The organism is Micromonospora peucetia, from assembly GCF_900091625.1.
GTDB lineage: Bacteria > Actinomycetota > Actinomycetes > Mycobacteriales > Micromonosporaceae > Micromonospora > Micromonospora peucetia.
The window spans coordinates 6,811,707-6,832,364 of the sequence record NZ_FMIC01000002.1 but is presented as its reverse complement, the minus strand read 5'-3'; the positions used below and the strand labels follow the sequence as shown (position 1 = coordinate 6,832,364).

Below are 20,658 nucleotides of genomic sequence, written 5' to 3'. Positions count from 1 at the left end.
CATGGCGGGTTTCGGTGAACCGGGCGTGACGGCGGTGGACGCCGCCGGGATGACCGTCGGTGTGGTCGCCGCGCGGTGGCACGGCGAGCTGACCGACCACATGCTCGACCGGGCGGTCGCCGCAGCACAGGCGTGCGGGGCCCGGGCGGTCACCGCCCGGGTGGCCGGCTCGGTCGAGCTGCCCGTGGTGGCCCAGGCCCTCGCGCGGCACTGCGACGTGGTGGTAGCGCTCGGCGTGGTGGTCCGGGGCGCCACCGCCCACTTCGACTACGTCTGCCGCTCCGTCACCGACGGGTTGACCCGGGTGGCGCTGGACGAGGGCAAGCCCGTCGCGCACGGCGTCCTCACCGTCGACACCATCGCGCAGGCCCGGGATCGGGCCGGGCTGCCCGGCTCGGCGGAGGACAAGGGCTGGTCGGCCACCGTCGCGGCCCTCGACGCCGCCCTGGCCATCCGCGGCCTCGCCAGCAACGGCCACCGGGTCGGCTTCGGCGGCTGACCCGGCGCCGGGCGTGCCGACGCCGGGTGGGATTCCCGCGCGGTCCCGGTCGGTGAGCAGGGCCTGACCCGGCGCGTCCGGGCCAGCCGGACGACTGGAAGAATCGCCTTTCGTGAAGACGTTCGAGGAGTTGTTCGCCGAGCTGCAGGCCAAGGCCGCTGCGGGCACCCCCGGCTCGGGCACGGTCGCCGCGCTCGAGAAGGGCGTGCACTTCATCGGCAAGAAGGTCGTCGAGGAGGCGGCCGAGTCGTGGATGGCCGCCGAGCACGAGGGGCCGGAGCGTACCGCCGAGGAGATCTCCCAGCTGCTCTACCAGGTCCAGGTGCTGATGCTCGCCAGCGGTCTCGACCTGAAGGACGTATACCGACATCTGTGAGTGCGCCCCGTCGTTGATCAGAATCGATCGAAGGAGCACTCCGTCATGCTGCGTGTCGCCGTACCCAACAAGGGCGCCCTGGCCGAGAAGGCCGCCCAGATGCTGCGCGAGGCGGGCTACCGCCAGCGCACCGACCCGAAGGACCTGGTCTGCCGGGACGAGCCCAACGACGTCGAGTTCTTCTACCTGCGCCCGAAGGACATCGCCACCTACGTCGGCTCCGGCGACCTCGACGTCGGGATCACCGGCCGCGACCTGCTGATCGACTCCGGCGCGCCGGCCGAGGAGGTCGTGGATCTCGACTTCGGCCGGGCCACCTTCCGCTTCGCCGCCCGCCCCGAGGATGTCGACGACGTGCGGGAGCTGGGCGGGCACCGGATCGCCACCGCCTATCCGGGGCTGGTCGAGCGGCACCTCACGGAGCTGGGCGTCGAAGCCGACGTGATCCGCCTCGACGGAGCGGTGGAGAACGCCATCCGGCTCGGTGTCGCCGACGTGGTCGCCGACGTGGTCGAGACCGGCACCACACTGCGCCAGGCCGGCCTGGTGGTCTTCGGCGAGCCGCTGCTGCGCTCCTCGGCGGTGCTGGTCCGCCGCGCCGACGCCCCGGCCCACCCGCAGGCCGCGCAACTGCTGCGCCGCCTGCACGGCGTGCTGGTCGCCCGCCGCTACGTGATGCTCGCCTACGACGTGCCGGCCGGCCTGCTCGACCGGGCCAGCTCGCTGAGCCCGGGCATCGAGTCGCCGACCGTCTCCCCGCTGCACCGCGAGGGCTGGGTGGCGGTGCAGGCGATGGTGCTCAGCGACGACGTGCACCGGATCATGGATGAGCTGTACGAGCTCGGCGCCCGCGCGATCCTGGTCACCAACATCCACGCCTGCCGGCTGTGAGACGCCCTCCCGTGGCGGCGGGCGGCCCGGCGTCGCCCCCGGTCTCGCGCGGTCTGCCGCCGTGGGCGGCGTTGACCGTGGTCACCCTCGCCGGGGTCGCCTCGGCGGTCCAGGGCACGGTCAACGCCGAGCTGGGCGAGCGGGCCGGCAACGCGACCCTGGGCGCGGTGGTCAACAACCTCGGCGGGGCACTGCTGGTCGGCCTCGGGGCGTTGGCGCTGCCGTCGGCGCGGACCGGCCTGGTCGCGCTGCGCCGGGCCCGGCTGCCCTGGTGGGCGTACCTGGGCGGGCTCGGCGGCGCGGCCATCGTGCTGCTCAGTGTGTACATCGTGCCGGTGCTCGGGGTGGCCGTCTTCACCATCGCCCAGGTCGCCGGGGGCAGCCTCGGCGGGCTGGCCGTGGACCGGGCCGGGCTGGCCCCGGTGGGGCGGCTGGCGCTCACCCGGGCCCGCGTGGCCGGGGCGCTGCTCGGCGTGACCGCCGTGGCCCTGGCCCAGCTCGGCCAGCCCGTCGGCGACCTCGCCCTCGGTCTGGTCCTGCTCGCCGTGGCCGGTGGGCTGGCAGTCGCGCTCCAGTCCGCGCTGAACGCGCGGGTCTCCGCCGCCGGTTCGGCCGCCGCCGGGATGGTGGTCAACTTCGCCACGGCCACGCCCGTCGTGCTGCTGGTGGCGGGGCTGGCCGGCGCCCTCACCGGGCCGGCCCCGACCTGGCCGGGCGACTGGTATCTCTACACCGGTGGCCTGCTCGGCGTCGTCATCGTGGCCGCCCTGCTGGTCGGGGTCCCGGCGGTCGGCGTGCTGCGGACCGGGCTCGCCCTGGTCGCCGGGCAACTGGGCGGCGCCCTGCTGCTGGACGCGCTGCTGCCCGGTGGCCCCGGTCTGCGGCTGCCGGTGCTCGCCGGGGCGCTGCTCACCCTGCTGGCCGCCCTGCTCGCCGGCCGAGGTACCGGCCGCCGGAGCACCCGCGCCGCCCCGCCCGCCAGCGATGGTCCGGCAGTTCCCGCCGCGACCGCCGGATCATCGACGCCGAAGTAGGCCCCGATGATCCGACGGTCGCGGCCGTCAGTTCACCCGATCGGAGAGCCCGTGGCGTCGCTCGTACGTCCGGATCGCCGCGTCCCACGCCTCGGTGTACTCCGACGGCCCCATGCCGAGGTCGCCGTGTCCACGTACGGCCTCGCGTAGCAGCGCCACCAGGTCCGGCACCGTCTCCCGACGCTCCTGCACATAGCGACGGAAGACCTCGGCGAACTGCTCACCGGTCAGCCGGGCCGCGTGCGCGGTCACCGGATCGTCCTCGAGGCTCTGCAGCACGGTGCACCACCGGCGCGTCAACTCGTCCGCCTGCTGGGCCCTGATCTTCTGCAGCTCGTGGTCGCATTCGAGCTTGATCCGTTCCTCCCAGTACGGCCGTAGCCGCTCCCGCACCCGCTCGTCCGGGCTGACCCGCACCTGCACCCAGAAGTGCGGCTGGGAACCCTCCCGGGGCCAGCGCTGACCGGTCAGCCGGTCGTTCAGCGCCCGCTCCAGGTCGTGTGAGCGGTGCGGCTCGTACTGCCGGGCCAGGTCCACCGCCCGATCTCGGACGATGCCGCCCGCCCAGGCGAGATGCCGCTCGGCCCGCAGCCGCAGCTCCTCGTAGGCCATGTTCTGCGCGGTCCAGGTGTAGACGGCGTGCAGGCGGAAGTCGAAGGCGTCTCCCCACGCCGGGACCAGGATCGGCTGCGGCACGTCGTGCCGGAACGTCACCGTGCTGGGGACCGGTGGCGCCGGCGGCGGGAAGAGGGTGACCGGTTCGGCCGGCGGGAGGAAGGCGTGCCACCAGCGGCGGCGCTCCGGCTGTGACGGCACGGACGCTCCCGTGGTGGGAGGCCCGGTGGGGTGAGTGGTCATGACAGGTCCTCGTCGATGAGTGCGTGTACGGCGTCGAGCAGGTCGTTGCGCGGCATGATGGGCCGCCAGACGTGGCGGATCTGGTGGTCGAGGCGGTGGCACAGCGGCGGCCGACCGGCGATCACGTGCCGGAGCAGGGCCAGGCAGTGGGCCGCGACCTCGGGGTCGCCGTCCGCCCGGTTCAGCCAGAAGCCGAGCGTCCGCCACGATCGGTAGGCCGTCTGCGGCATGCCCAGCGCCGCGGCCCACAGCGCGGCGACGTCGCCCGGCCCGACAATCCGCCGCCGGACGAGATCCAGCAGCTCCGGCCAGTGCTCCCTGGGCGGCTCCGCCCACCGGTCGGCGAGGACGCGCAGCGTCCGCGCCGCGTGCAGCCGCACCTCCGGGTCCTCGGACGCGGTCCAGTCGACCAGCTCCGGCACGAGCGTGGCCGCGTGACCGTCCCGGTAGACCTCGACCAGGCCCCGGACCACGGAGTTGTTCCGCCGCTGCATGCGGGCCTGCGCCACCAGACGCAGTTGCGTCAGGGCGGCGTCGGGCCAGAGGCGGGCCAGTCCGAGGCCGTACGCCCGGGCGACGGTGTCCCGTAGGTGCGCCGCCGGCCCTGCCGCCCACTGGTCGAGTTCGGTCCGCACGCGCTGTCGCAGGCCGGGTTGCATCGCCATCGCGACCAGCACGATGGCGGCGGCCTGTCGGACGCCCGCCCGCCGTTCCCGGGCCAGGTCGCCGACCGTCTCCAGGGCTGCCCGCACGTCCCGTCCGGCCGACCAGCCGATGGCGCCCGCGGCGGCCTGCCGGACTCCCGGCACGTCGGAGCGGACCAGGTCCGCCAGCCAGCCGAGCAGCTGTCCGGGCAGCCACCAGTCCGTCCAGGCGACCTCCAGCAACGTCGACCGGAGTTGCTCGCTGCCGGTGCCGAATTCGATCCGCTGACCACCCGCGGCGCGTTCGTCGCTGACCACGACGACGGCCTGGCGCAGCGTCGATCCGAGGAGCGTGTCGAGGTCCGGGCCGCGCAGCCGGGGACCGGTGGACGGAATCCCGGTGAGGTCGGCCCCGGCCAGGCGTTCGGCCGCCTGACGGATCTCCGCCACCGGCTGCCCGGCCAGCACGGCACAGGCCAGCCGGAACGCGCGGGCCTGGTCGGCAGCCCAACCGTCGACCCCGTCCGGGCCGTCGTGCCGGCCGATGTCGAGGATCTGCGTGGCGCGTTCCCGCAACTGGCGGGGGAGTAGCTGCTCCAACCTCTCGGTCAGGGCGGGGCCGTGCGGAACCGATCGGGCGATCAGCTCCACCACGGGCACGACCTCGCCCGGACGGGGCTCGCCGGCGAGGTAGGCCGAGAGCAGCGGATGGGTGACGCATCCGTCGTCGAGATACCGCTCCACACAGATGCCGTCGCAGCCGTCCGGGCACCAGCCGACGCATCGTCCCGTCAGCTGCTGGCGCAGTCGCGCCCTGAACACCTCCACCGCGGGCGGCACCCGATGTTCCACCACGTGGCCGGCGAGATCCTGACGGCGCCGGGAGAAATCGCCCACCAGGATCAGCGTCATACCGGTCGCCTCGGCCCGAGCCGCGAGCGCCACCAGGGTGAACCCGTCGACGGCGTTCGCCGCGGTATCCGCGAGCCGGAGCACGTACCCGCGTCCGCCGGGCAACCGTTCGCTCGGTCCGAGCAGGTCGTCGGGCTGTTCCGCGCCCAGGACGCAGGCGCGGTCGTGCCCGTGCCTGCGGACGGTGGCGAGGACGGCGGAGGTGAACCGGCCACTTGAGGATGGGCCGGACAGGCACACCAGGTGGCGGCGCTTGAGGTGACGGTCGAGTTGCTGGTCGCTCGACGTCGGCGCGTACCCCTGCGCCAGTTCCCGGACGTCGGTCTCGCTCAGACGCTCGTACCAGATCCGCCCCGTGCCGTCGGTTCCTGCAGTGGTGACATTGACGGTGCCGATCGCGACGGCGCCGTGACCGGTGGCGTTCTGCCCCCGTACACGCACGTCGCCGAGGCCGATCGTGGCACCGCCGAGCAGATCGGCCAGCCTGCGGATCACATCTCCCGAGTCGAGCGGCTCCTCCGGCTCGTCCGCCTCGCCGCCGTCCGACGACTCTGCCGGGTCCACCGGTCTGTCCGGTGGACCCTGGTCGGGGCCTGTCGCCGCCGGGCCCTCCTCGGGACGGTCGTACCCGTCGTCGCCGGGGACGTCCCGGTGCCCGTCCGGGTCGCCTGCGCCGTCGTCGCCGACGCCGTGCGGGTACGGGAAGTCGGGTGCAGTCACCGTGCCCGGCCCTCCCGTCCGCCGCCGAAGGTCAGATCGCGGCCGACGGAGCCGATCGCCGTGGCGCCGGGCCCGATCGCGTTCTGGCCGTCGACCCGGATGTCGCCCGTCCGGATGCCGCCCGTGCGCGGTGTCCGGGTCGACGGAGAGTCCGACGCCTCCTGTCGGTGGTCCGCACCGGGCCCCATGTTTCGTGGTGCGGGCGGCGTCGGCGTCGAGTTCTCCGCCGCCGACGGGGCGGACATGTCCTCGTCCACGACGCAGAGCCACGCGTCTTCCTGGAACCCCTTGTCCGGATGGACGACCTCGACCCGCCGGAACCGCTCCGGACGCATCTCCTCCGGGTACTCGGTGACGACGTCGCGGTAGATCTCCGCCGACACGATCAGTGCCACCCCGGCGTCGGGAAAGGCCGCCAGGGCGCGCTTGACGGGTTTCGCCTCGCACAGCCGGCAGACGAAGACGACGGCGTTGCCGGGGAAGCCGTTGGCCCCGTCGAGGTGGACGAGTCCCTGGTGGACAGCGACCCGCAGGCGGATCTGGGCGGCTGGCACCCGGCTGCTGTTGTAGCTGCGCAGCCGCCTGTTCAGCTCCGGTACGAACCGGCCGATGACGCGGGACTCGGCCACGTCCTGGGGAAGGATCGCCAGCTCGCCGTCCCCGGCCTGCTGCGTCGTCCAGGCGACCCGGTTCAGACCGACGTCGCCGGCGGCCTCGTGCAGCAGTTCTCGGAAGTGCTGCTGCGCCTCGTACTGCTGGAGGTTGGTGCGCCGGCTGTACCGCTCCATGTCCACGGATATCAACAGTCGTCGCTCGGGATGTCGCATCGTCGTGCCGCCCTTCCTCGCCCGACCCGCCCCACAGGCGGGCACCGCAGGAGACATCGAACCGAGGCAGGCTCTGCGGAACCCCGTAGAAGTACGGCATCGCCGGAACTGTCGTCAGGGCGTCATCCCCTCCTGTGCGGGTCTCCGGCGCGCGGTCAGGCGGTGTCCTGGTCGCATGAGGATCGGTCTGATGGAGCTGCTGCTCGCGGTCGGCTGGCCGCCGGGCGTCCTGCTGGCGTTGGTGATCGTCCAACTCGCGGTCGCTGCCGCCCGGCGTCTGCGGACATCGCGTTACGCGCAGGGCCGGCTACGCTTCGACGGCTGTCGCTGGCCGAGGAGGATGAGACCGCTGATGCGAGGACCAGCCGAGCTGTCCGACGTCACCTGGCCCTACGGCACGTTCCTGCAACGGCTCGGCCCTCCGGTCCGGATCGCCCTGCTGGAGTTGGGCGTCCGCCGGCGGGTCCCGCCCGGACAGATCGTCATCCACGAGGGCGTACGGGAGTCGCACCTGGTGCTGCTGGAGGAGGGGCTGACGAAGGTCACCGCGACTCTCCCGGACGGGCGGTCCGCGCTGCTGGCCCTGCGCGTCGGCGGTGACCTCGTCGGCGAGATGTCGGCCCTCAACGACCGGCCCCGCTCGGCAAGTGTCACCACCTGCGGGCCAGCGACTTACCGGGTCATCCAGCCCGACCGGTTCAAGGCGTTCCTCAAGGAGTACCCGGACGCCGCCCTGGAGTTGGCGGCGATGGTGTCGGACCGGCTGCGCTGGTCCAACCGGCGACGCATCGACTTCACCTCGTACCCGGTGATGATCAGGGTCGCCCGGGTCGTCGCCGAACTCTGTCGCACCCACGGCCGCCAGGGCCGCGACGGCGTCGTCATCGACGTGCGGCTCACGCAGCCCGAGCTTGCGAGCATCTGCGGCGCCGCCGAGACCTCCATCCAGAAGGCCCTCCGTGAGTTGCGCACGGAGAGTCTGGTCGACACGGACTATCGCCGGATCACCGTTCGCGACCTGCCCCGCCTGCGGCAACTGGGCGAGCTGGAGGCCGAGGACGGCTGACGGGGCGTGCCGGTGTCGGAAACGTGTGGCGGCGCGGGAACGGCCCGGAGCGGGTGGCAGACTGGTGGGGTGAGCGAAATCGAGTCCGTCCAGCTCCGTCCGCACCGCATCCGGGTGGTCTGCTGGATCTCGGCGGCTGTGCTGTTCGTGGTGTTCAGCCTGGTGGCCACCTCGCTGAGCGGCGCGACCGGCAACGGCTACGGCAGCTTCCAGCGCGGTGACCAGATCGCGATGGTCGGTCTCGGCGTCCTCGGGGCGCTCGCCTTCCTGATCTTCACCCGCCCCCGGGTCGAGGCGGACGCGCGCGGGGTGCGGGTGCGCAACGTCGTCGGCTCGTACGAGCTGCCGTGGGAGGTCGTACGGGGGGTCCGCTTCGATCGGGGTGCGCCCTGGGCCAGCCTGGAGCTGCACGACGACGACCTGCTGCCGATGGTCGCCCTGCAGGCCGCCGACAAGGAACTGGCCGTCGAGGGGGTCCGCGCCCTGCGCCGGCTGCACCAGGCGCACCAGGCCCGGCTCGCCGAGAGCGCCACCGGCCGCTGAGCAGGGTGCCCGGTTTGGGGGTGCTCGGGCGAGGGGTGTAGTGTGACTGAGTCGACCAGGCTGTCTTCGCGTGTGCGCAGTCGCACGCGGGCACACAGCCATGAAAGAGGAGCGCCTGCTCCCACCCGAGTCGCCATCACGGTGGCCGGGTCCGGTCACCGGTTCCGGGCACGTCCCGGCGCCGGATGCGCGATCATGTGATCGTGCTGACCGGTCGAGCGGGCCCTGGCATGCGCCGGGGCCTTCTGCTTTCCGGGTCGGCTCCCACCCGGGAGCCGCAGGGGTCGGCCACGCAGAGACTTTGACTCGAGGAGGCCCCATCAGCGTCGAACCACGCGTGAACGAGCAGATCCGGGCACGTGAGGTCCGACTGGTCGGCCCCGAGGGTGAGCAGGTGGGCATCGTCCCGCTGGAGCGCGCCCTTCAGCTGGCCGCGGACGTAGACCTGGACCTGGTCGAGGTTGCGCCGATGGCGCGCCCGCCGGTGTGCAAGCTCATGGACTTCGGCAAGTTCAAGTACGAGAGCGCACTCAAGGCGCGCGAAGCGCGGCGTAACCAGCAACAGACCGTCATCAAGGAGATGAAGCTCCGGCCGAAGATCGACCCGCACGACTACGAGACCAAGAAGGGTCACGTGGTGCGGTTCCTGAAGGCCGGCGACAAGGTCAAGGTGACGATCATGTTCCGCGGTCGCGAGCAGAGCCGCCCGGAGCTGGGTTACCGGCTCCTGCGCCGGCTCGAGTCGGAGATCTCGGAGCTGGGGTACGTCGAGGCCGCTCCCAAGCAGGACGGTCGAAACATGATCATGGTGCTCGCGCCGCACCGCGCCACGAAGGCCGCCGCGGTCGCCGCGACGGCCACCCGGGGCGGGCCGAGGGAGCGGGACGCCGAGGGCGTCGCCCCGGACGGCGAGCCCGCAGCGGCCGTTGACACCGGCACAGTCGCCGACAACAGCGGCGAGTAACAGGGGAGAGACGTTCCACATGCCGAAGATGAAGAGCCACACGGGGATGGGCAAGCGGGTCAAGGTGACCGGCAAGGGCAAGATCGTTGCCCAGCAGGCCGGCCTCCGGCACAACCTGGAGAAGAAGCCCTCCACCCAGACCCGTCGGCTGACCGGCACCGTCGTGCTGGCCAAGGCCGATGTCAAGCGCATCAAGAAGCTGCTCGGCCGCTGACGCGCGCCACCTTACGTAATTAGGAGTTGAGATGGCACGCGTCAAGCGGGCTGTGAACGCCCAGAAGAAGCGTCGTACCCTGCTGGAATCCGCGAGCGGCTACCGCGGTCAGCGCTCCCGCCTTTACCGCAAGGCCAAGGAGCAGGTGCTGCACTCGATGCAGTACGCCTACCGGGACCGTCGTGACCGCAAGGGCGACTTCCGGCAGCTGTGGATCCAGCGGATCAACGCGGGCGCCCGTGCCAACGGGATGACCTACAACCGCCTGATCCAGGGCATGCGCCTGGCCGGCATCGAGGTTGACCGCAAGATCCTGGCCGACATGGCTGTCAACGACGCCGCCTCCTTCGCGGCGATCGTCGAGCTGGCCCGGGCCGCGGTCACGGCCGAGGGCACCGGCGGCGCGGCGGCCCAGGCCGCCTGATCCCCGCGCACCAGTAGATCGAGGCGTCTCCCATGCAGTCATCATCGCGCGGGAGACGCCTCGACGCTGTCTCCGGCCCCTTCACCCCGCGTACCCCCAGGGTGGCCGCCGCCCGCCGGTTGCAGCGCCGCCGGGACCGCGAGGCCGCCGGCCGCTTCCTGGCCGAGGGGCCGCAGGCGGTCCGCGAGGCCCTGGCCCGCCCGGGGGTGGTCACCGAGCTCTTCGGTACGCCCGCCGCCCTGGACCGGCACGCCGAGCTGGCCGCCCGCGCGGCCGCCGCCGACGTGCCCGTCTCCGAGGTGACCGACGAGGCGCTCGCCGCGCTGGCCGAGACCGTCGCCCCGCAGGGCCTCGTCGCCGTCTGCCGGCACCTCGACGTGCCCCTGGAGCAGGCCCTGGCCGCCGGGCCCCGTCTGGTGGCCGTGCTCGCCGAGATCCGTGACCCGGGCAACGCCGGCACCGTGCTGCGCACCGCCGACGCCGCGGGGGCCGCCGCGGTGGTGTTCGCCGGAGAGGCCGTCGACCCGTACAACGGCAAGTGCGTGCGGGCGTCGGCCGGCAGCCTCTTCCACGTCGACGTGGTCCGCGCGCCCGATCCGGTGGGTGTGGTCGCGGCGCTGCGCGCCGCCGGGCTCACCGTGTTCGCCACCACCGGCTACGGCGAGGACGACCTCGACGACCTCGGCGACGACGGCCGGCTCGCCACCCCCACCGCCTGGCTCTTCGGCTCGGAGGCGCACGGCCTGCCCGAGAGGCTCACCGCCGCCGCCGACGCCCGGGTCCGGGTGCCCCTGCACGGGCGCGCCGAGAGCCTTAACCTTGCGGCGGCCGCCGCCGTCTGCCTGTACGCTTCAGCGAGAGCACAGCGCCGGGGTGTGACCCGGCTGTCGCAGGCACCGACCGCAGGGGAGAGCCTCCGCCCATGAACGCGCCACGGCGTTCGTTTAGCCAGCCCGCCGGTGTCGGCGGGCGGCGGGCCTGACCTGCTCTCCGCGCAACTCCCACCGGCGGGCTACGGCACAGCCGCGCGTCCGTAGACTCGCTTCGCCGCCTGAGTGAGGCTGGCGCCGCCGTGAGGGAGTGCCCGTACGTCATGAGCTACCGCAACGATCCGTACGATCCGAAGCAGGTCGCCCTGCTCGACCCGGCCGCCCTGGCCGAGGCCGTCGCTGCCGCCGAGAAGGCGTTCGCCGAGGCCGGTGACCCGGACGCGCTGTCCGCGCTGCGTCCGGCGCACCTCGGCGACCGGTCGCCGATCTCGCTGGCCCGCCGTGAGATCGGCGCGCTGCCGCCGGCCGCCAAGTCCGACGCCGGCAAGCGGGTCAACGAGGCCCGCCGCGCCGTCGAGGCCGGGTACGCCGCCCGCCAGGAGGTCCTGGAACGGGAGCAGGCGCAGCGGGTGCTGGTGGAGGAGCGCGTCGACGTGACGCTGCCCCACGACCGGCGGCCCCGGGGCGCCCGGCACCCGGTCAGCACCCTGATGGAGCAGATCAACGACCTGTTCGTCGGCATGGGCTACGAGGTGGCCGAGGGCCCTGAGGTCGAGCTGGAGTGGACCAACTTCGACGCCCTCAACATCCCGGCCGACCACCCGGCGCGGGGCCTGATGGACACCTTCCACATCGCCCCCACCGGTGGGGGCGATGGCGAACCGGCGGGGTCGGGCCTCGTCCTGCGTACCCACACCTCGCCGGTGCAGGCACGCACCATGCTGACCCGCAAGCCGCCGATCTACGTGATCGTGCCCGGGCGGGTCTACCGCACCGACGAGCTGGACGCCACCCACGCGCCGGTCTTCCACCAGGTGGAGGGCCTCGTGGTGGACCGGGGGATCACCATGGCGCACCTGCGCGGCACCCTCGACCACTTCGCCCGGGCGATGTTCGGCGAGGGTGCGAAGACCCGCTTCCGGCCGCACTACTTCCCGTTCACCGAGCCGTCCGCCGAGTTCGACGTCTGGTTCCCGGAGCACCGCGACGGCCCGCGCTGGGTCGAGTGGGGCGGTTGCGGCATGGTCAACCCACGGGTGCTGCGCGCCTGCGGCATCGACCCCGAGGTCTACTCCGGATTCGCGTTCGGCATGGGCATCGACCGGACGGTGATGTTCCGGCACGGGGTCAGCGACATGCGGGACATGGCCGAGGGCGACGTGCGGTTCACCCGCGCGTTCGGGGCCGGGGCGTAGGCGATGCGGGTACGAGTCATGGGAACGGTGGTCTGAAGTCATGCGAGTTTCTGTCAGTTGGCTGCGGGAGTACGTCGACCTCCCCGCCGACCTGCCCACCGGCGACCTGGAGCAGGCCCTGGTCGACCTCGGCATCGAGGTCGAGTCCGTCGAGGACCTGCGGGAGACCGTCACCGGTCAGCTGGTGGTCGGCGAGGTCCGGGAGATCGAGGAGCTGACCGGCTTCAAGAAGCCGATCCGGTTCTGCCGGGTCGACGTCGGTGACGCCAACGGCACCGGCGAGCCGCAGGAGATCGTCTGCGGGGCGCGCAACTTCGCCCCCGGCGACCGGGTCGTGGTGATCCTGCCCGGCGGCGTGCTGCCCGGCGGCTTCGCCATCGGCGCGCGTAAGACGTACGGGCGCAACTCCAACGGCATGATCTGCTCGGCGAGGGAGCTGGGCCTGGGCGACGACCACGACGGCATCATCGTGCTGCCCGAGGACACCCCGGCCAAGCCGGGTGACGACGCACGGCCCGTCGTCGGGCTCGACGACGTCGTGGTCGAGCTGGAGATCACCCCCGACCGGGGGTACGCGATGAGCATCCGCGGCCTGGCCCGGGAGCTGTCGCACGCCCTCGGCGTGCCGTTCCGCGATCCGGGCCTGGCGCCCGCGCCCGGCGGCACCGACACCCCGGCGTACCCGGTCGAGGTGCGCGACACGGCCGGCTGCGACCGGTTCGCCGCCCGCCTCGTCCGTGGCGTCGACCCGACGGTGCAGAGCCCCGGCTGGATGCAGCGGCGGCTCACCGTCGCCGGCATCCGCAGCATCTCGCTGCCGGTCGACATCACCAACTACGTGATGCTCGAACTGGGCCAGCCGATGCACGCCTTCGACGCCGACCGGATCGCCGGCCCGCTGGTGGTCCGCCGCGCCGGGGCGGGGGAGAAGCTCACCACCCTGGACGGGGTGACCCGCGTCCTCGCGCCCGAGGACATGGTGATCTGCGACGCCGGGCTGCCGAACCCCCTCGCGGGCGAGGGGGCCGGCGTCCCGATCTCGCTGGCCGCCGTGATGGGTGGCGAGACCAGCGAGGTCGTCGCCGGGACGACGAACGTGCTCCTCGAGGCCGCCCACTGGGATCCGGTGATGGTGGGGCGCACCGCCCGCCGGCACAAGCTGTTCAGCGAGGCGGCGAAGCGGTGGGAACGGGGCGTCGACCCGGCCCTGCCGCTGGTCGCCATCGCACGGGCGGTCCGGCTGCTCACCGAGCACGCCGGCGGCGCGGCCGGTGACGAGATCCTCGACATCGACCACGTCCGGCCGCGTACCCCGGTCGTCCTGCCGGCGGATCTGCCGACCCGGCGGATCGGGGTGAGCTACCCACCGGCGCGGGTGGTCGCCCTGCTGGAGCAGGTCGGCTGCACGGTCGCCCGGGGCGCCGACCGGCTGGCCGAGGACCCGGGCGAGGTCGGCGTGGCCGCCGGCACCGGCGGCGCGCTCAGCGTCACCCCGCCGACCTGGCGGCCCGACCTGACCGACCCGGCCGACCTGGTCGAGGAGGTGGTCCGCCTCGACGGGTACGACCGGGTGCCGTCGGTGCTGCCGACCGCGCCGCCCGGCCGCGGCCTGACCTGGCAGCAGCGCCGCCGCCGGGCCGTGGCCCGGTCGCTCGCCGAGCGGGGGTACGTGGAGGTGCTCGCGCACCCGTTCGTCGCCCCCGGGCTGGCCGACCAGCTCGGCCTGCCCGCGGACGATCCGCGCCGGCCGGCGGTGCGGCTGGCGAACCCGCTGTCGGAGGAGGAGCCGCTGTTGCGCACCACGCTGCTCGGCCCGCTGCTCGGCATCGTCAAGCGCAACCTGGGCCGGGGCCACCGCGACCTCGCCCTCTACGAGATCGGCGCGGTGTTCCACCCGCGTCCCGGCGCCGGCCGCCCGCCGGCGATGGGCGTGGACCGGCGACCCAGCGACGAGGAGTTCGCCGCCGCCGACGCGGTGGTACCCGACCAGCCCCGGCACGTCGCCGTCGTCCTGACCGGCGACGTCGAGCCGGCCGGCTGGTGGGGTGCGGGCCGCCCGGCCGGCTGGGCGGACGCCGTGGAGGCCGGCCGGAACGTGCTCGCCGCCGCCGACGTCCCCGCACACCGGATCGAGGTCCGGGCCGCCGAGTACGCCCCCTGGCACCCCGGCCGGTGCGCCGAGCTGCTGGTCGACGGCACGGTGGTCGGGCACGCCGGCGAGCTGCACCCGGCGGTCGTGGCGGCGCTGGAGCTGCCCCGGCGGACCAGCGCCATGGAACTCGACCTGGACGCGCTGCCGGCCGCCCCGGTGGCGTCCGCGCCGGTCGTCTCCGGTTTCCCCCCGGCGCTGATCGACGTGGCGCTGGTGCTGGACTCCTCGGTGCCGGCGGAGCAGGTGCAGCAGGCCCTCGTCGAGGGCGCCGGTGGGCTGCTGGAGCAGGTGCGCCTCTTCGATGTGTACGCCTCCGAGCAGCTCGGGGCGGGCCGCCGGTCGCTGGCGTACAAGCTCACCTTCCGGGCCCCGGACCGGACGCTGACCGTGGAGGAGGCGGTGGCCGCCCGGGACGCGGCGGTCGCCCGCGCCGCGGAACGCTTCGGCGCCACCCTGCGCGGCGCCTGAGCGTGCCGACGTTCGGATGGTTGGTGGTGGCCGGCGTGCTCGCGTCGGCCACCGTCGGCCTGCTCTGGGCCCGCCGGCACCTGCTGCTGGTCTCCGTCGTGGGCCGCAGCATGGAGCCGACGCTCCGCCCGGGTGACCGGGTGCTGGCCCGGCGGGTGCCGCTGGCCCGGGTCCGCCCCGGCGACGTGGTCGTGGTGGCGGCCCCGGCGGCGATGACCGCCGGCCGTCAGGCCGAGCCCGGCGACACCGGGCCGGGCCTGCTGATCAAGCGGGCGTACGCGGTGCCGGGGGAGCCGGTGCCGGTCGACCGGGTGCCGCTGCTGCGGCAGCGACCGGAGCGGCTCGTGCCATCCGGGCAGCTGGTGGTGCTCGGCGACAACCCGCCGTTCAGCTACGACTCCCGCGAGTGCGGCTACATCCCCGAGTCGGACCTGCTCGGAGTGCTCGTCCGGCCGAGACCCCGCACGGGGTGACCTTCGGGGCACGCCGGGGGTGGCGTGCCGCGCGGCACCGGGCCGCGCGGCACACCGGTGCCGGAAATCAGCACAGAGCGGTCATCGTGCTCGCTCCCGCGCTGCAGTAGTACCCGCACGAGCCGCACGTCGTCTTGCAGGTAGGGGTGTAGCTGCACCGCTTGAGATGGCACGTGCCACACGCCGCACACCACGGGTCCGGTGGACAGCCGGCCGCGGCCGTCACCTTCGGGACGAACACGCCGAGCATCCGTTCGCCGAGGCGCTCCAGTCGACGGAACATCCGTTCACCTCCTCTCACCAGGGATCGACAGATGTCGGCACGCTAAGGCCGCCCGGTACACCGGGCCTACAGCCGACGCCACCACCGGCGCGCGCCGGTGTATCCGCGATGTATCCGCCGCTCCTAGCGTGGGCCCCCCGTGACGAGGAGGTGCCGACGGATGCGAGCGGTGGAACTGGCTGCGCGGATCTTGCTGGGCCTGGTGTTTCTCGCCGCGGTGCTCGGCAAGCTGCGGACCCGGGCGGGCTTTGCCGGGTTCGTGGGGTCGGTCGGGCAGTTCGGCGTGCCGGCGCGGTGGACCGCCCCGGTCGCCCGGATCGCGGTCGCCACCGAGGCTGCCGTGGTCGTCCTGCTCGCCGTGCCGTCCACCGTCCCCGTCGGGCTGCTGATCGCCGCCGGGCTGCTCGGCGTTCTCACCGCCGCGATCGTCGGCGCGTTGCGTCGCGGCGCCCGCCCGGCCTGCCGCTGTTTCGGCGCCGCGGACGCCCCGATCGGCCCGCGGCACGTCGTGCGAAACCTGGCCCTCGCCGTGGTGGCGCTGCTCGGGCTGCTCGCCGGGGCCACCGCCGGTGCCTCGCCGTCGCCGGCCACCACGCTGCTCGCCGCCGGGCTGGCCGTCCCGCTGGCCGCCGTGGTGGTCCGCCTCGACGACCTGGTCGCCCTCTTCGCCCCCACCGTGTCCCGGGCGACCCGCCCGGCCGGCCGCCCCTGACCCCGCCCGGCAATCCGAAGGAGCTCCCCATGGCGTTGTTGACCGTCGCTGTCGTCCTCGTCGCCGCGCTCGGCCTGCTCAACCTGGTGCTGACGCTCGGCGTGGTCCGCCGGCTGCGTGAGCACACCGAGCTGCTCAGCGACAGGCAGTCCCAGCCGCCGGCCGTGATGCTGGAGGCGGGCTCCGCCCCGGGCGACTTCGTCTCCACCACGGTGGACGGCGAGGTACGTACCCGCGCCGACCTGCCGCCGATGACGCTGGTGGCGTTCATGACGCCGAGCTGCGAGCACTGCGCCGAGCAGGTCCCGCTGCTGATCGACCGGGCACGGACGATGCCCGGCGGAGCGGAGCACGTCTGGATCGTGGTGGTCGGCAAGGGTGGGGAGACCGAGGCGTACGCGGCCCAGTTCGCCGGGCTGGCGACGGTCTTCATCGAGCCGGGCAGCGGCGCGCTGCCGCTCGCGTTCGGGGTCAAGGGCTACCCGGCGTTCGGCCTGCTCGACGAGCGCGGGGTGGTCGCGTCGGCCGCGTTCGGCATCGCCCGGTTGGACCTGCCGGTAGCACGGTGACCGGGCCCCGACTGGCGCCCCGCCGGGCCGTCCGGCACGCCCGGGCGGCCCTGGGGATCACCTGGCGGGCGGCCCCCACGGGCACCGCAGCCGACCTGCTGCTGGCGATCCTCGCCGGGGTGACACCGGTGCTCGTTGCCGCGCTGACCAAGCTCGTCCTGGACCGCCTGTCCGGCGGCCGTCCCGCGGACGCGTCGCTGGCCCTGCTCGGCGTCGGGCTCGCGGTCACCGCCGCGGCGGGCGTCGTCCTGCCCCACCTGCGCGGGTACGTGGAGAAGGAGCGCATCCGGGCGGTGTCCCGGCTGGTGCGTCGGAGGTTGTACGACGCGGTGCTGCGCCTGGTCGGTCTGGTCCGGCTGGAGGACCCGGAGTTCCAGGACCGGTTGCAGGCCGCCCAGCAGACCGGTCACCTGGGGCCGACCCAGCTCACCGGCAACGCCCTCGGCGCGGTGCAGAGCCTGCTCGCGCTCAGCGGCTTCCTCGGCGTCCTGCTGGTGCTCAGCCCAACCATCGGTCTGCTGGTGCTGGCGGCGGCGTTGCCCACACTCTGGATGCAACTGCGCCTCAACCGGGCTCGGGTGGCGATGGTGCTGCACCTGGAGCACTTCCAGCGGCGTGACTTCTTCTTCGCCCAGTTGCTGGTGGGCGTGCCGGCCGCCAAGGAGGTCAGGCTCTTCGGCCTCGGCCGGTTCTTCGGCGACCGGATGCTCGACGAACTGCACGGCATGCACCGGGTGGAGCAGCGGCTGGACCGCCGCGAGCTGTGGGCCCAGGGCCTGCTCGGCCTGCTCGGCGCCGGGGTGGCGGGGGCGGGCGTGGTCTACACCGTCACGGCTGCCGCCGGTGGTCGGCTCACCGCCGGCGACGTGGTGCTCTACCTGGCGGCCGTGCCCGGGGTCCAGGGTGCGCTGGGCGGGCTGGTCGGCCAGTTCGGCGCGATCCACCAGGCACTGCTCCTGTTCGATCACTACGACCAGGTCATCCGGGCCGAGCCCGACCTGCCGGCGCCGCCCACCGCCCGGCCGGTGCCGCCGCTGCGGGACGGCATCGAGCTGCGTGACGTCTGGTTCCGGTACTCGCCGCGGCATCCCTGGGTGCTGCGCGGGGTCGACCTGTTCCTGCCGGCCGGCGGGACCACCGCGCTGGTCGGGCTGAACGGCGCCGGAAAGAGCACGCTGGTCAAGCTGCTCTGCCGGTTCTACGACCCGGAGCGCGGCACGATCCGGTGGGACGGGACCGACCTGCGTGAGTTCGACCCGGCGGAGCTGCGGCAGCGGCTGGGCGCGGTGTTCCAGGACTTCATGCCGTACGACCTCTCCGCCGCGGAGAACATCGCCCTCGGCGACCTCGACGCCCGCGACGACCCGGACCGGCTGCGGGCCGCCGCGCGGCAGGCCGGCATCGACGAGGCCCTGACCGCGCTGCCCCGGGGCTATGACACCCTGCTCACCCGGATCTTCTTCGACGGCCCGGACCGGGACGATCCACAGGCCGGGGTGGTCCTCTCCGGCGGCCAGTGGCAGCGGGTGGCGCTGGCCCGCGGCTTCCTGCGCGCCGACCGCGACCTGCTCATCCTCGACGAGCCCAGCTCCGGCCTGGACGCCGAGGCCGAGCACGACCTGCACACCCGGCTGCGCGAGCTGCGTCGGGGGCGGACCAGCCTGCTCATCTCGCACCGGCTCAACGCCGTCCGGGACGCGGACACCATCGTGGTGCTGGCCGACGGCCGGATCGCCGAGTGTGGCCGGCACGACGAGCTGCTCGCCGCGGGCGGCGGGTATGCCCGGCTCTTCACCCTCCAGGCCCGTGGTTACCGGGAGGACGCTGCCGCGCCGGTCTGACCGGGTGGTGGCTCGACGGCGGCCAGCTCGGCGGCGTAGAGGCGGACCAGCTCGCCGATGCGGTAGTGGCCCGGCCCGGTGGGCTCGGCGAGCTGCGCCGCCACCAGCCGGTCCAGCGCCCGCACGGTGTCCTCCGGCGGCAGGCCGGTCAGCGTGGCGGCCGTCTCGGCGGTGATCGGCTCGCTCCTGCTGCCGCCCAGCCGGCGGAACAGCGGCGCGGCCGGGCCGAGCCGGCGGTAGCTCGCGGTCAGCCGGGGTCGCAGTCCGGTCTCCGCGAGCCGGTAGCGCTCGTCGCGCAGCAGCCGGGCCAGCCGCGCCATCGACCAGTGCGGCCCCTCGGTCAGCCGGCGGGCCACGGTGCGCAGCGCCAGCGGCAGACCCTCGCAGAGCGCGACGACCGCCGAGGCCGCCTCCGGCTCCTCGTCCACCCGGCGGTCCCCGGCGGCGGCCCGCAGCAGGGCCAGCCCGTCGCCGGGCGGCAACGGGTCCACCCGCAGCGGCCGGGTGTCCCCGTCGGGCACCGGGCAGCGGCTGGTCACCAGCAGCGCGCAGCCGCCCCGTGCCGGGAGCAGGCCGTCGACCTGCGCCGGGTCGGCGGCGTTGTCGAGCACCAACAGCACCCGCCGGCCGAACAGCAACGACCGTACCCGGGCCCGTGCCTCGGCGAGACCGACCGGCTCCGGCTCGCCGGCGGCGTCCCGGAACGACCGGAGCACCCGGGCCGCCACCTCGGCCGGTGGAAGCGGGGTGCCGGCCACCGATCCGCCCAGGTCGAGGTGGAGCTGGCCGTCGGGGAAGGCCTCCAGCACCGCGACCGCCGCGCGCAGCCCGAGCGCCGACTTTCCGACGCCGGCCATGCCGTACGCGGTAACGGTCACCGGGTACTCCCGGGCACCGGTCAGCGCGGTGCGCAGCCGGGTCAGCTCGGCGCGCCGGCCGACGAAGGGCGCGGCGGCGCAGGGGAGCTCGTGCGGCACCAGCACGGGCCGGACCCGGGCGGGGCGGTCCCGGGCGTGCACGGCCGGTCGGCCCGCGGACGGCTGTGGGCGGAGATCGCGTCGCGGGAGGGCGCGGTACAACCCGGTCAGCTCGGGGCCGGGGGCGATCCCCAGTTCCCTGGCGAGGGCCCGGGACGCGGCCCGGTACGTCTCCAGGGCGGCGGCCGGGTCTCCGGCCCGGGACTGGGCGGTCATCAGCAGTGCCCAACCGGGCTCCCGCAGCGGGTTCTCCGCCAGGTGCCCGTGCAGCAGGGCCAGCAGTTCCGGACTGCCCCGGTCGCCGAGGTCGAGCCGGCAGGCGGCGTACGCCTCCCGGGCGGCGGTGCGGCGCTCGCGCAGCCGGTCGAACGCGGTGGCGGTCGCCGGCCCGTACGCCGGTGGCGGGTCCGCTGCCGACCAGAGGGCCAGTGCCCGTGCCAGCAGCGGCGCCGCGACGGCCGGCTGACCGGCGGCCCGGGCCGCGTGGCCCTCGGCGGCCAGCCGCTCGAACTCGGCCGCGTCCAGTTCACCGGGGCCCACCCGGAGCCGGTAGCCACCGTGCTGGGCGTGCAGTCGGGCCGGCTCGTCGGGCGCGGCGAGCAGGTGGCGCAGCTGACTGGCGTGGCTGCGCAGGTTCGCCACCGCCGACGCGGGGGCGGGCCCGGCCCAGAGCTCCTCGCGCAGCCGCTCGACCGGCACCGCGACGCCGGCGTGCAGCAGCAGGGTGACCAGCATGGCGGTGGGGCGCCCCGGGGGCAGGCGCAGCGGCCCACCGTCGCGGCAGACCCGGACCGGGCCGAGAATCCGGAACGTCAGCTCCAATGCGACCTCCGCTGTGCCCCCGCGGGCCGGTCTCCCGGCCCCACACCATCGCCGGCCAATCATGTCAGTCGATGCAATTACGGTGAAGTGGGAATGGCTGAGCCGAGTATCGGCTGAAAGGTCAGCGCCGTCGGCATTTTTGGCTACCCGCGAGTCACATCCGAGCGGTTAACCTGCTTGGATTCCGGATGTAGTCGGAGTCAC

The 20,658-nt window shown here is 74.0% G+C and carries 20 protein-coding genes; 16 read left to right on the top strand and 4 right to left on the bottom strand.

The annotated features are described in order from the left end of the window. Position 1 precedes the first annotated feature (1 nt). The 4 genes from ribH (at position 2) to GA0070608_RS29810 (ending at position 2,800) form a co-directional block, all read left to right on the top strand. Positions 2 to 499 (top strand): 6,7-dimethyl-8-ribityllumazine synthase, encoded by a 498-nt coding sequence (gene ribH / locus GA0070608_RS29825; RefSeq protein WP_091632874.1) that lies wholly within the window; start codon positions 2 to 4, stop codon positions 497 to 499. Between the two features lie 112 nt (positions 500 to 611). Beyond that, on the top strand, positions 612 to 875 hold the full coding sequence (locus tag GA0070608_RS29820; protein WP_088947482.1) for a phosphoribosyl-ATP diphosphatase: 264 nt from the start codon (positions 612 to 614) through the stop codon (positions 873 to 875). A 45-nt stretch (positions 876 to 920) separates the two neighbouring features. Continuing rightward, on the top strand, positions 921 to 1,766 hold the full coding sequence (gene hisG / locus GA0070608_RS29815; protein WP_091632871.1) for an ATP phosphoribosyltransferase: 846 nt from the start codon (positions 921 to 923) through the stop codon (positions 1,764 to 1,766). Beyond that, complete coding sequence (locus GA0070608_RS29810) at positions 1,763 to 2,800, top strand: DMT family transporter (protein WP_245716025.1); 1,038 nt, start codon at positions 1,763 to 1,765, stop codon at positions 2,798 to 2,800. The genes hisG and GA0070608_RS29810 overlap by 4 nt, the downstream gene beginning before the upstream one ends. Positions 2,801 to 2,827: 27 nt before the next feature. Here GA0070608_RS29810 and GA0070608_RS29805 read toward each other — a convergent pair whose 3' ends face one another. The 3 genes from GA0070608_RS29805 to GA0070608_RS29795 are packed head-to-tail and all read right to left on the bottom strand — an operon-like array spanning position 2,828 to position 6,722. Then, positions 2,828 to 3,658 carry a hypothetical protein gene (locus GA0070608_RS29805; RefSeq protein WP_245716024.1) on the bottom strand — a complete coding sequence of 277 codons (831 nt, stop codon included), beginning with the start codon at positions 3,656 to 3,658 and terminating at the stop codon, positions 2,828 to 2,830. Continuing rightward, positions 3,655 to 5,934: a hypothetical protein gene (locus GA0070608_RS29800; protein WP_091632866.1), complete on the bottom strand. Its 2,280-nt coding sequence runs from the start codon at positions 5,932 to 5,934 to the stop codon at positions 3,655 to 3,657. The genes GA0070608_RS29805 and GA0070608_RS29800 overlap by 4 nt, the downstream gene beginning before the upstream one ends. Then, positions 5,931 to 6,722, bottom strand: a complete 792-nt coding sequence (locus GA0070608_RS29795) for a hypothetical protein (protein ID WP_245716162.1) — start codon at positions 6,720 to 6,722, stop codon at positions 5,931 to 5,933. Before GA0070608_RS29795 ends, GA0070608_RS29800 begins: the two co-directional genes overlap by 4 nt. A gap of 214 nt (positions 6,723 to 6,936) precedes the next feature. Here GA0070608_RS29795 and GA0070608_RS29790 point away from each other — a divergent pair, with 214 nt between their 5' ends. The 12 genes from GA0070608_RS29790 to GA0070608_RS29735 all read left to right on the top strand — a co-directional run bounded on the left by GA0070608_RS29790 (position 6,937) and on the right by GA0070608_RS29735 (position 18,655). Then, positions 6,937 to 7,827 carry a Crp/Fnr family transcriptional regulator gene (locus tag GA0070608_RS29790; protein ID WP_245716023.1) on the top strand — a complete coding sequence of 297 codons (891 nt, stop codon included), beginning with the start codon at positions 6,937 to 6,939 and terminating at the stop codon, positions 7,825 to 7,827. 69 nt (positions 7,828 to 7,896) lie between these two features. Further along, positions 7,897 to 8,370: a PH domain-containing protein gene (locus GA0070608_RS29785; RefSeq protein ID WP_091632860.1), complete on the top strand. Its 474-nt coding sequence runs from the start codon at positions 7,897 to 7,899 to the stop codon at positions 8,368 to 8,370. Positions 8,371 to 8,707: 337 nt separating this feature from the next. After that, entirely contained in the window at positions 8,708 to 9,334 is a 627-nt protein-coding gene (gene infC, locus GA0070608_RS29780; RefSeq protein ID WP_091632855.1) for a translation initiation factor IF-3, read from the top strand. Positions 9,335 to 9,353: 19 nt separating this feature from the next. Next, positions 9,354 to 9,548, top strand: a complete 195-nt coding sequence (gene rpmI, locus GA0070608_RS29775; RefSeq protein ID WP_007458415.1) for a 50S ribosomal protein L35 — start codon at positions 9,354 to 9,356, stop codon at positions 9,546 to 9,548. A gap of 31 nt (positions 9,549 to 9,579) precedes the next feature. Next, positions 9,580 to 9,972, top strand: coding sequence for a 50S ribosomal protein L20 (gene rplT / locus GA0070608_RS29770; protein ID WP_088947486.1), 393 nt, complete (start codon positions 9,580 to 9,582; stop codon positions 9,970 to 9,972). A 32-nt stretch (positions 9,973 to 10,004) separates the two neighbouring features. Then, positions 10,005 to 10,898 (top strand): TrmH family RNA methyltransferase, encoded by an 894-nt coding sequence (locus GA0070608_RS29765; RefSeq protein WP_091632850.1) that lies wholly within the window; start codon positions 10,005 to 10,007, stop codon positions 10,896 to 10,898. Between the two features lie 167 nt (positions 10,899 to 11,065). Beyond that, positions 11,066 to 12,157, top strand: a complete 1,092-nt coding sequence (pheS, locus tag GA0070608_RS29760) for a phenylalanine--tRNA ligase subunit alpha (protein ID WP_091632846.1) — start codon at positions 11,066 to 11,068, stop codon at positions 12,155 to 12,157. A 40-nt stretch (positions 12,158 to 12,197) separates the two neighbouring features. After that, a complete protein-coding gene (gene pheT / locus GA0070608_RS29755; RefSeq protein ID WP_091632841.1) occupies positions 12,198 to 14,777 on the top strand; it encodes a phenylalanine--tRNA ligase subunit beta in 2,580 nt (859 codons plus the stop codon). Between the two features lie 2 nt (positions 14,778 to 14,779). Further along, complete coding sequence (locus tag GA0070608_RS29750) at positions 14,780 to 15,250, top strand: S26 family signal peptidase (RefSeq protein WP_091632838.1); 471 nt, start codon at positions 14,780 to 14,782, stop codon at positions 15,248 to 15,250. Positions 15,251 to 15,693: 443 nt separating this feature from the next. After that, positions 15,694 to 16,245: a MauE/DoxX family redox-associated membrane protein gene (locus GA0070608_RS29745; RefSeq protein ID WP_091632835.1), complete on the top strand. Its 552-nt coding sequence runs from the start codon at positions 15,694 to 15,696 to the stop codon at positions 16,243 to 16,245. Positions 16,246 to 16,274: 29 nt separating this feature from the next. Beyond that, positions 16,275 to 16,814 carry a TlpA family protein disulfide reductase gene (locus GA0070608_RS29740; RefSeq protein WP_091632831.1) on the top strand — a complete coding sequence of 180 codons (540 nt, stop codon included), beginning with the start codon at positions 16,275 to 16,277 and terminating at the stop codon, positions 16,812 to 16,814. Continuing rightward, positions 16,811 to 18,655, top strand: coding sequence for an ABC transporter ATP-binding protein (locus GA0070608_RS29735; RefSeq protein WP_091632826.1), 1,845 nt, complete (start codon positions 16,811 to 16,813; stop codon positions 18,653 to 18,655). The genes GA0070608_RS29740 and GA0070608_RS29735 overlap by 4 nt, the downstream gene beginning before the upstream one ends. On the opposite strand, the gene GA0070608_RS29730 is transcribed toward GA0070608_RS29735, so the two are convergent. Further along, positions 18,625 to 20,454 carry an AfsR/SARP family transcriptional regulator gene (locus tag GA0070608_RS29730; protein WP_176733902.1) on the bottom strand — a complete coding sequence of 610 codons (1,830 nt, stop codon included), beginning with the start codon at positions 20,452 to 20,454 and terminating at the stop codon, positions 18,625 to 18,627. The two genes, GA0070608_RS29735 and GA0070608_RS29730, sit on opposite strands and share 31 nt — an antisense overlap. Positions 20,455 to 20,658 lie beyond the last annotated feature (204 nt).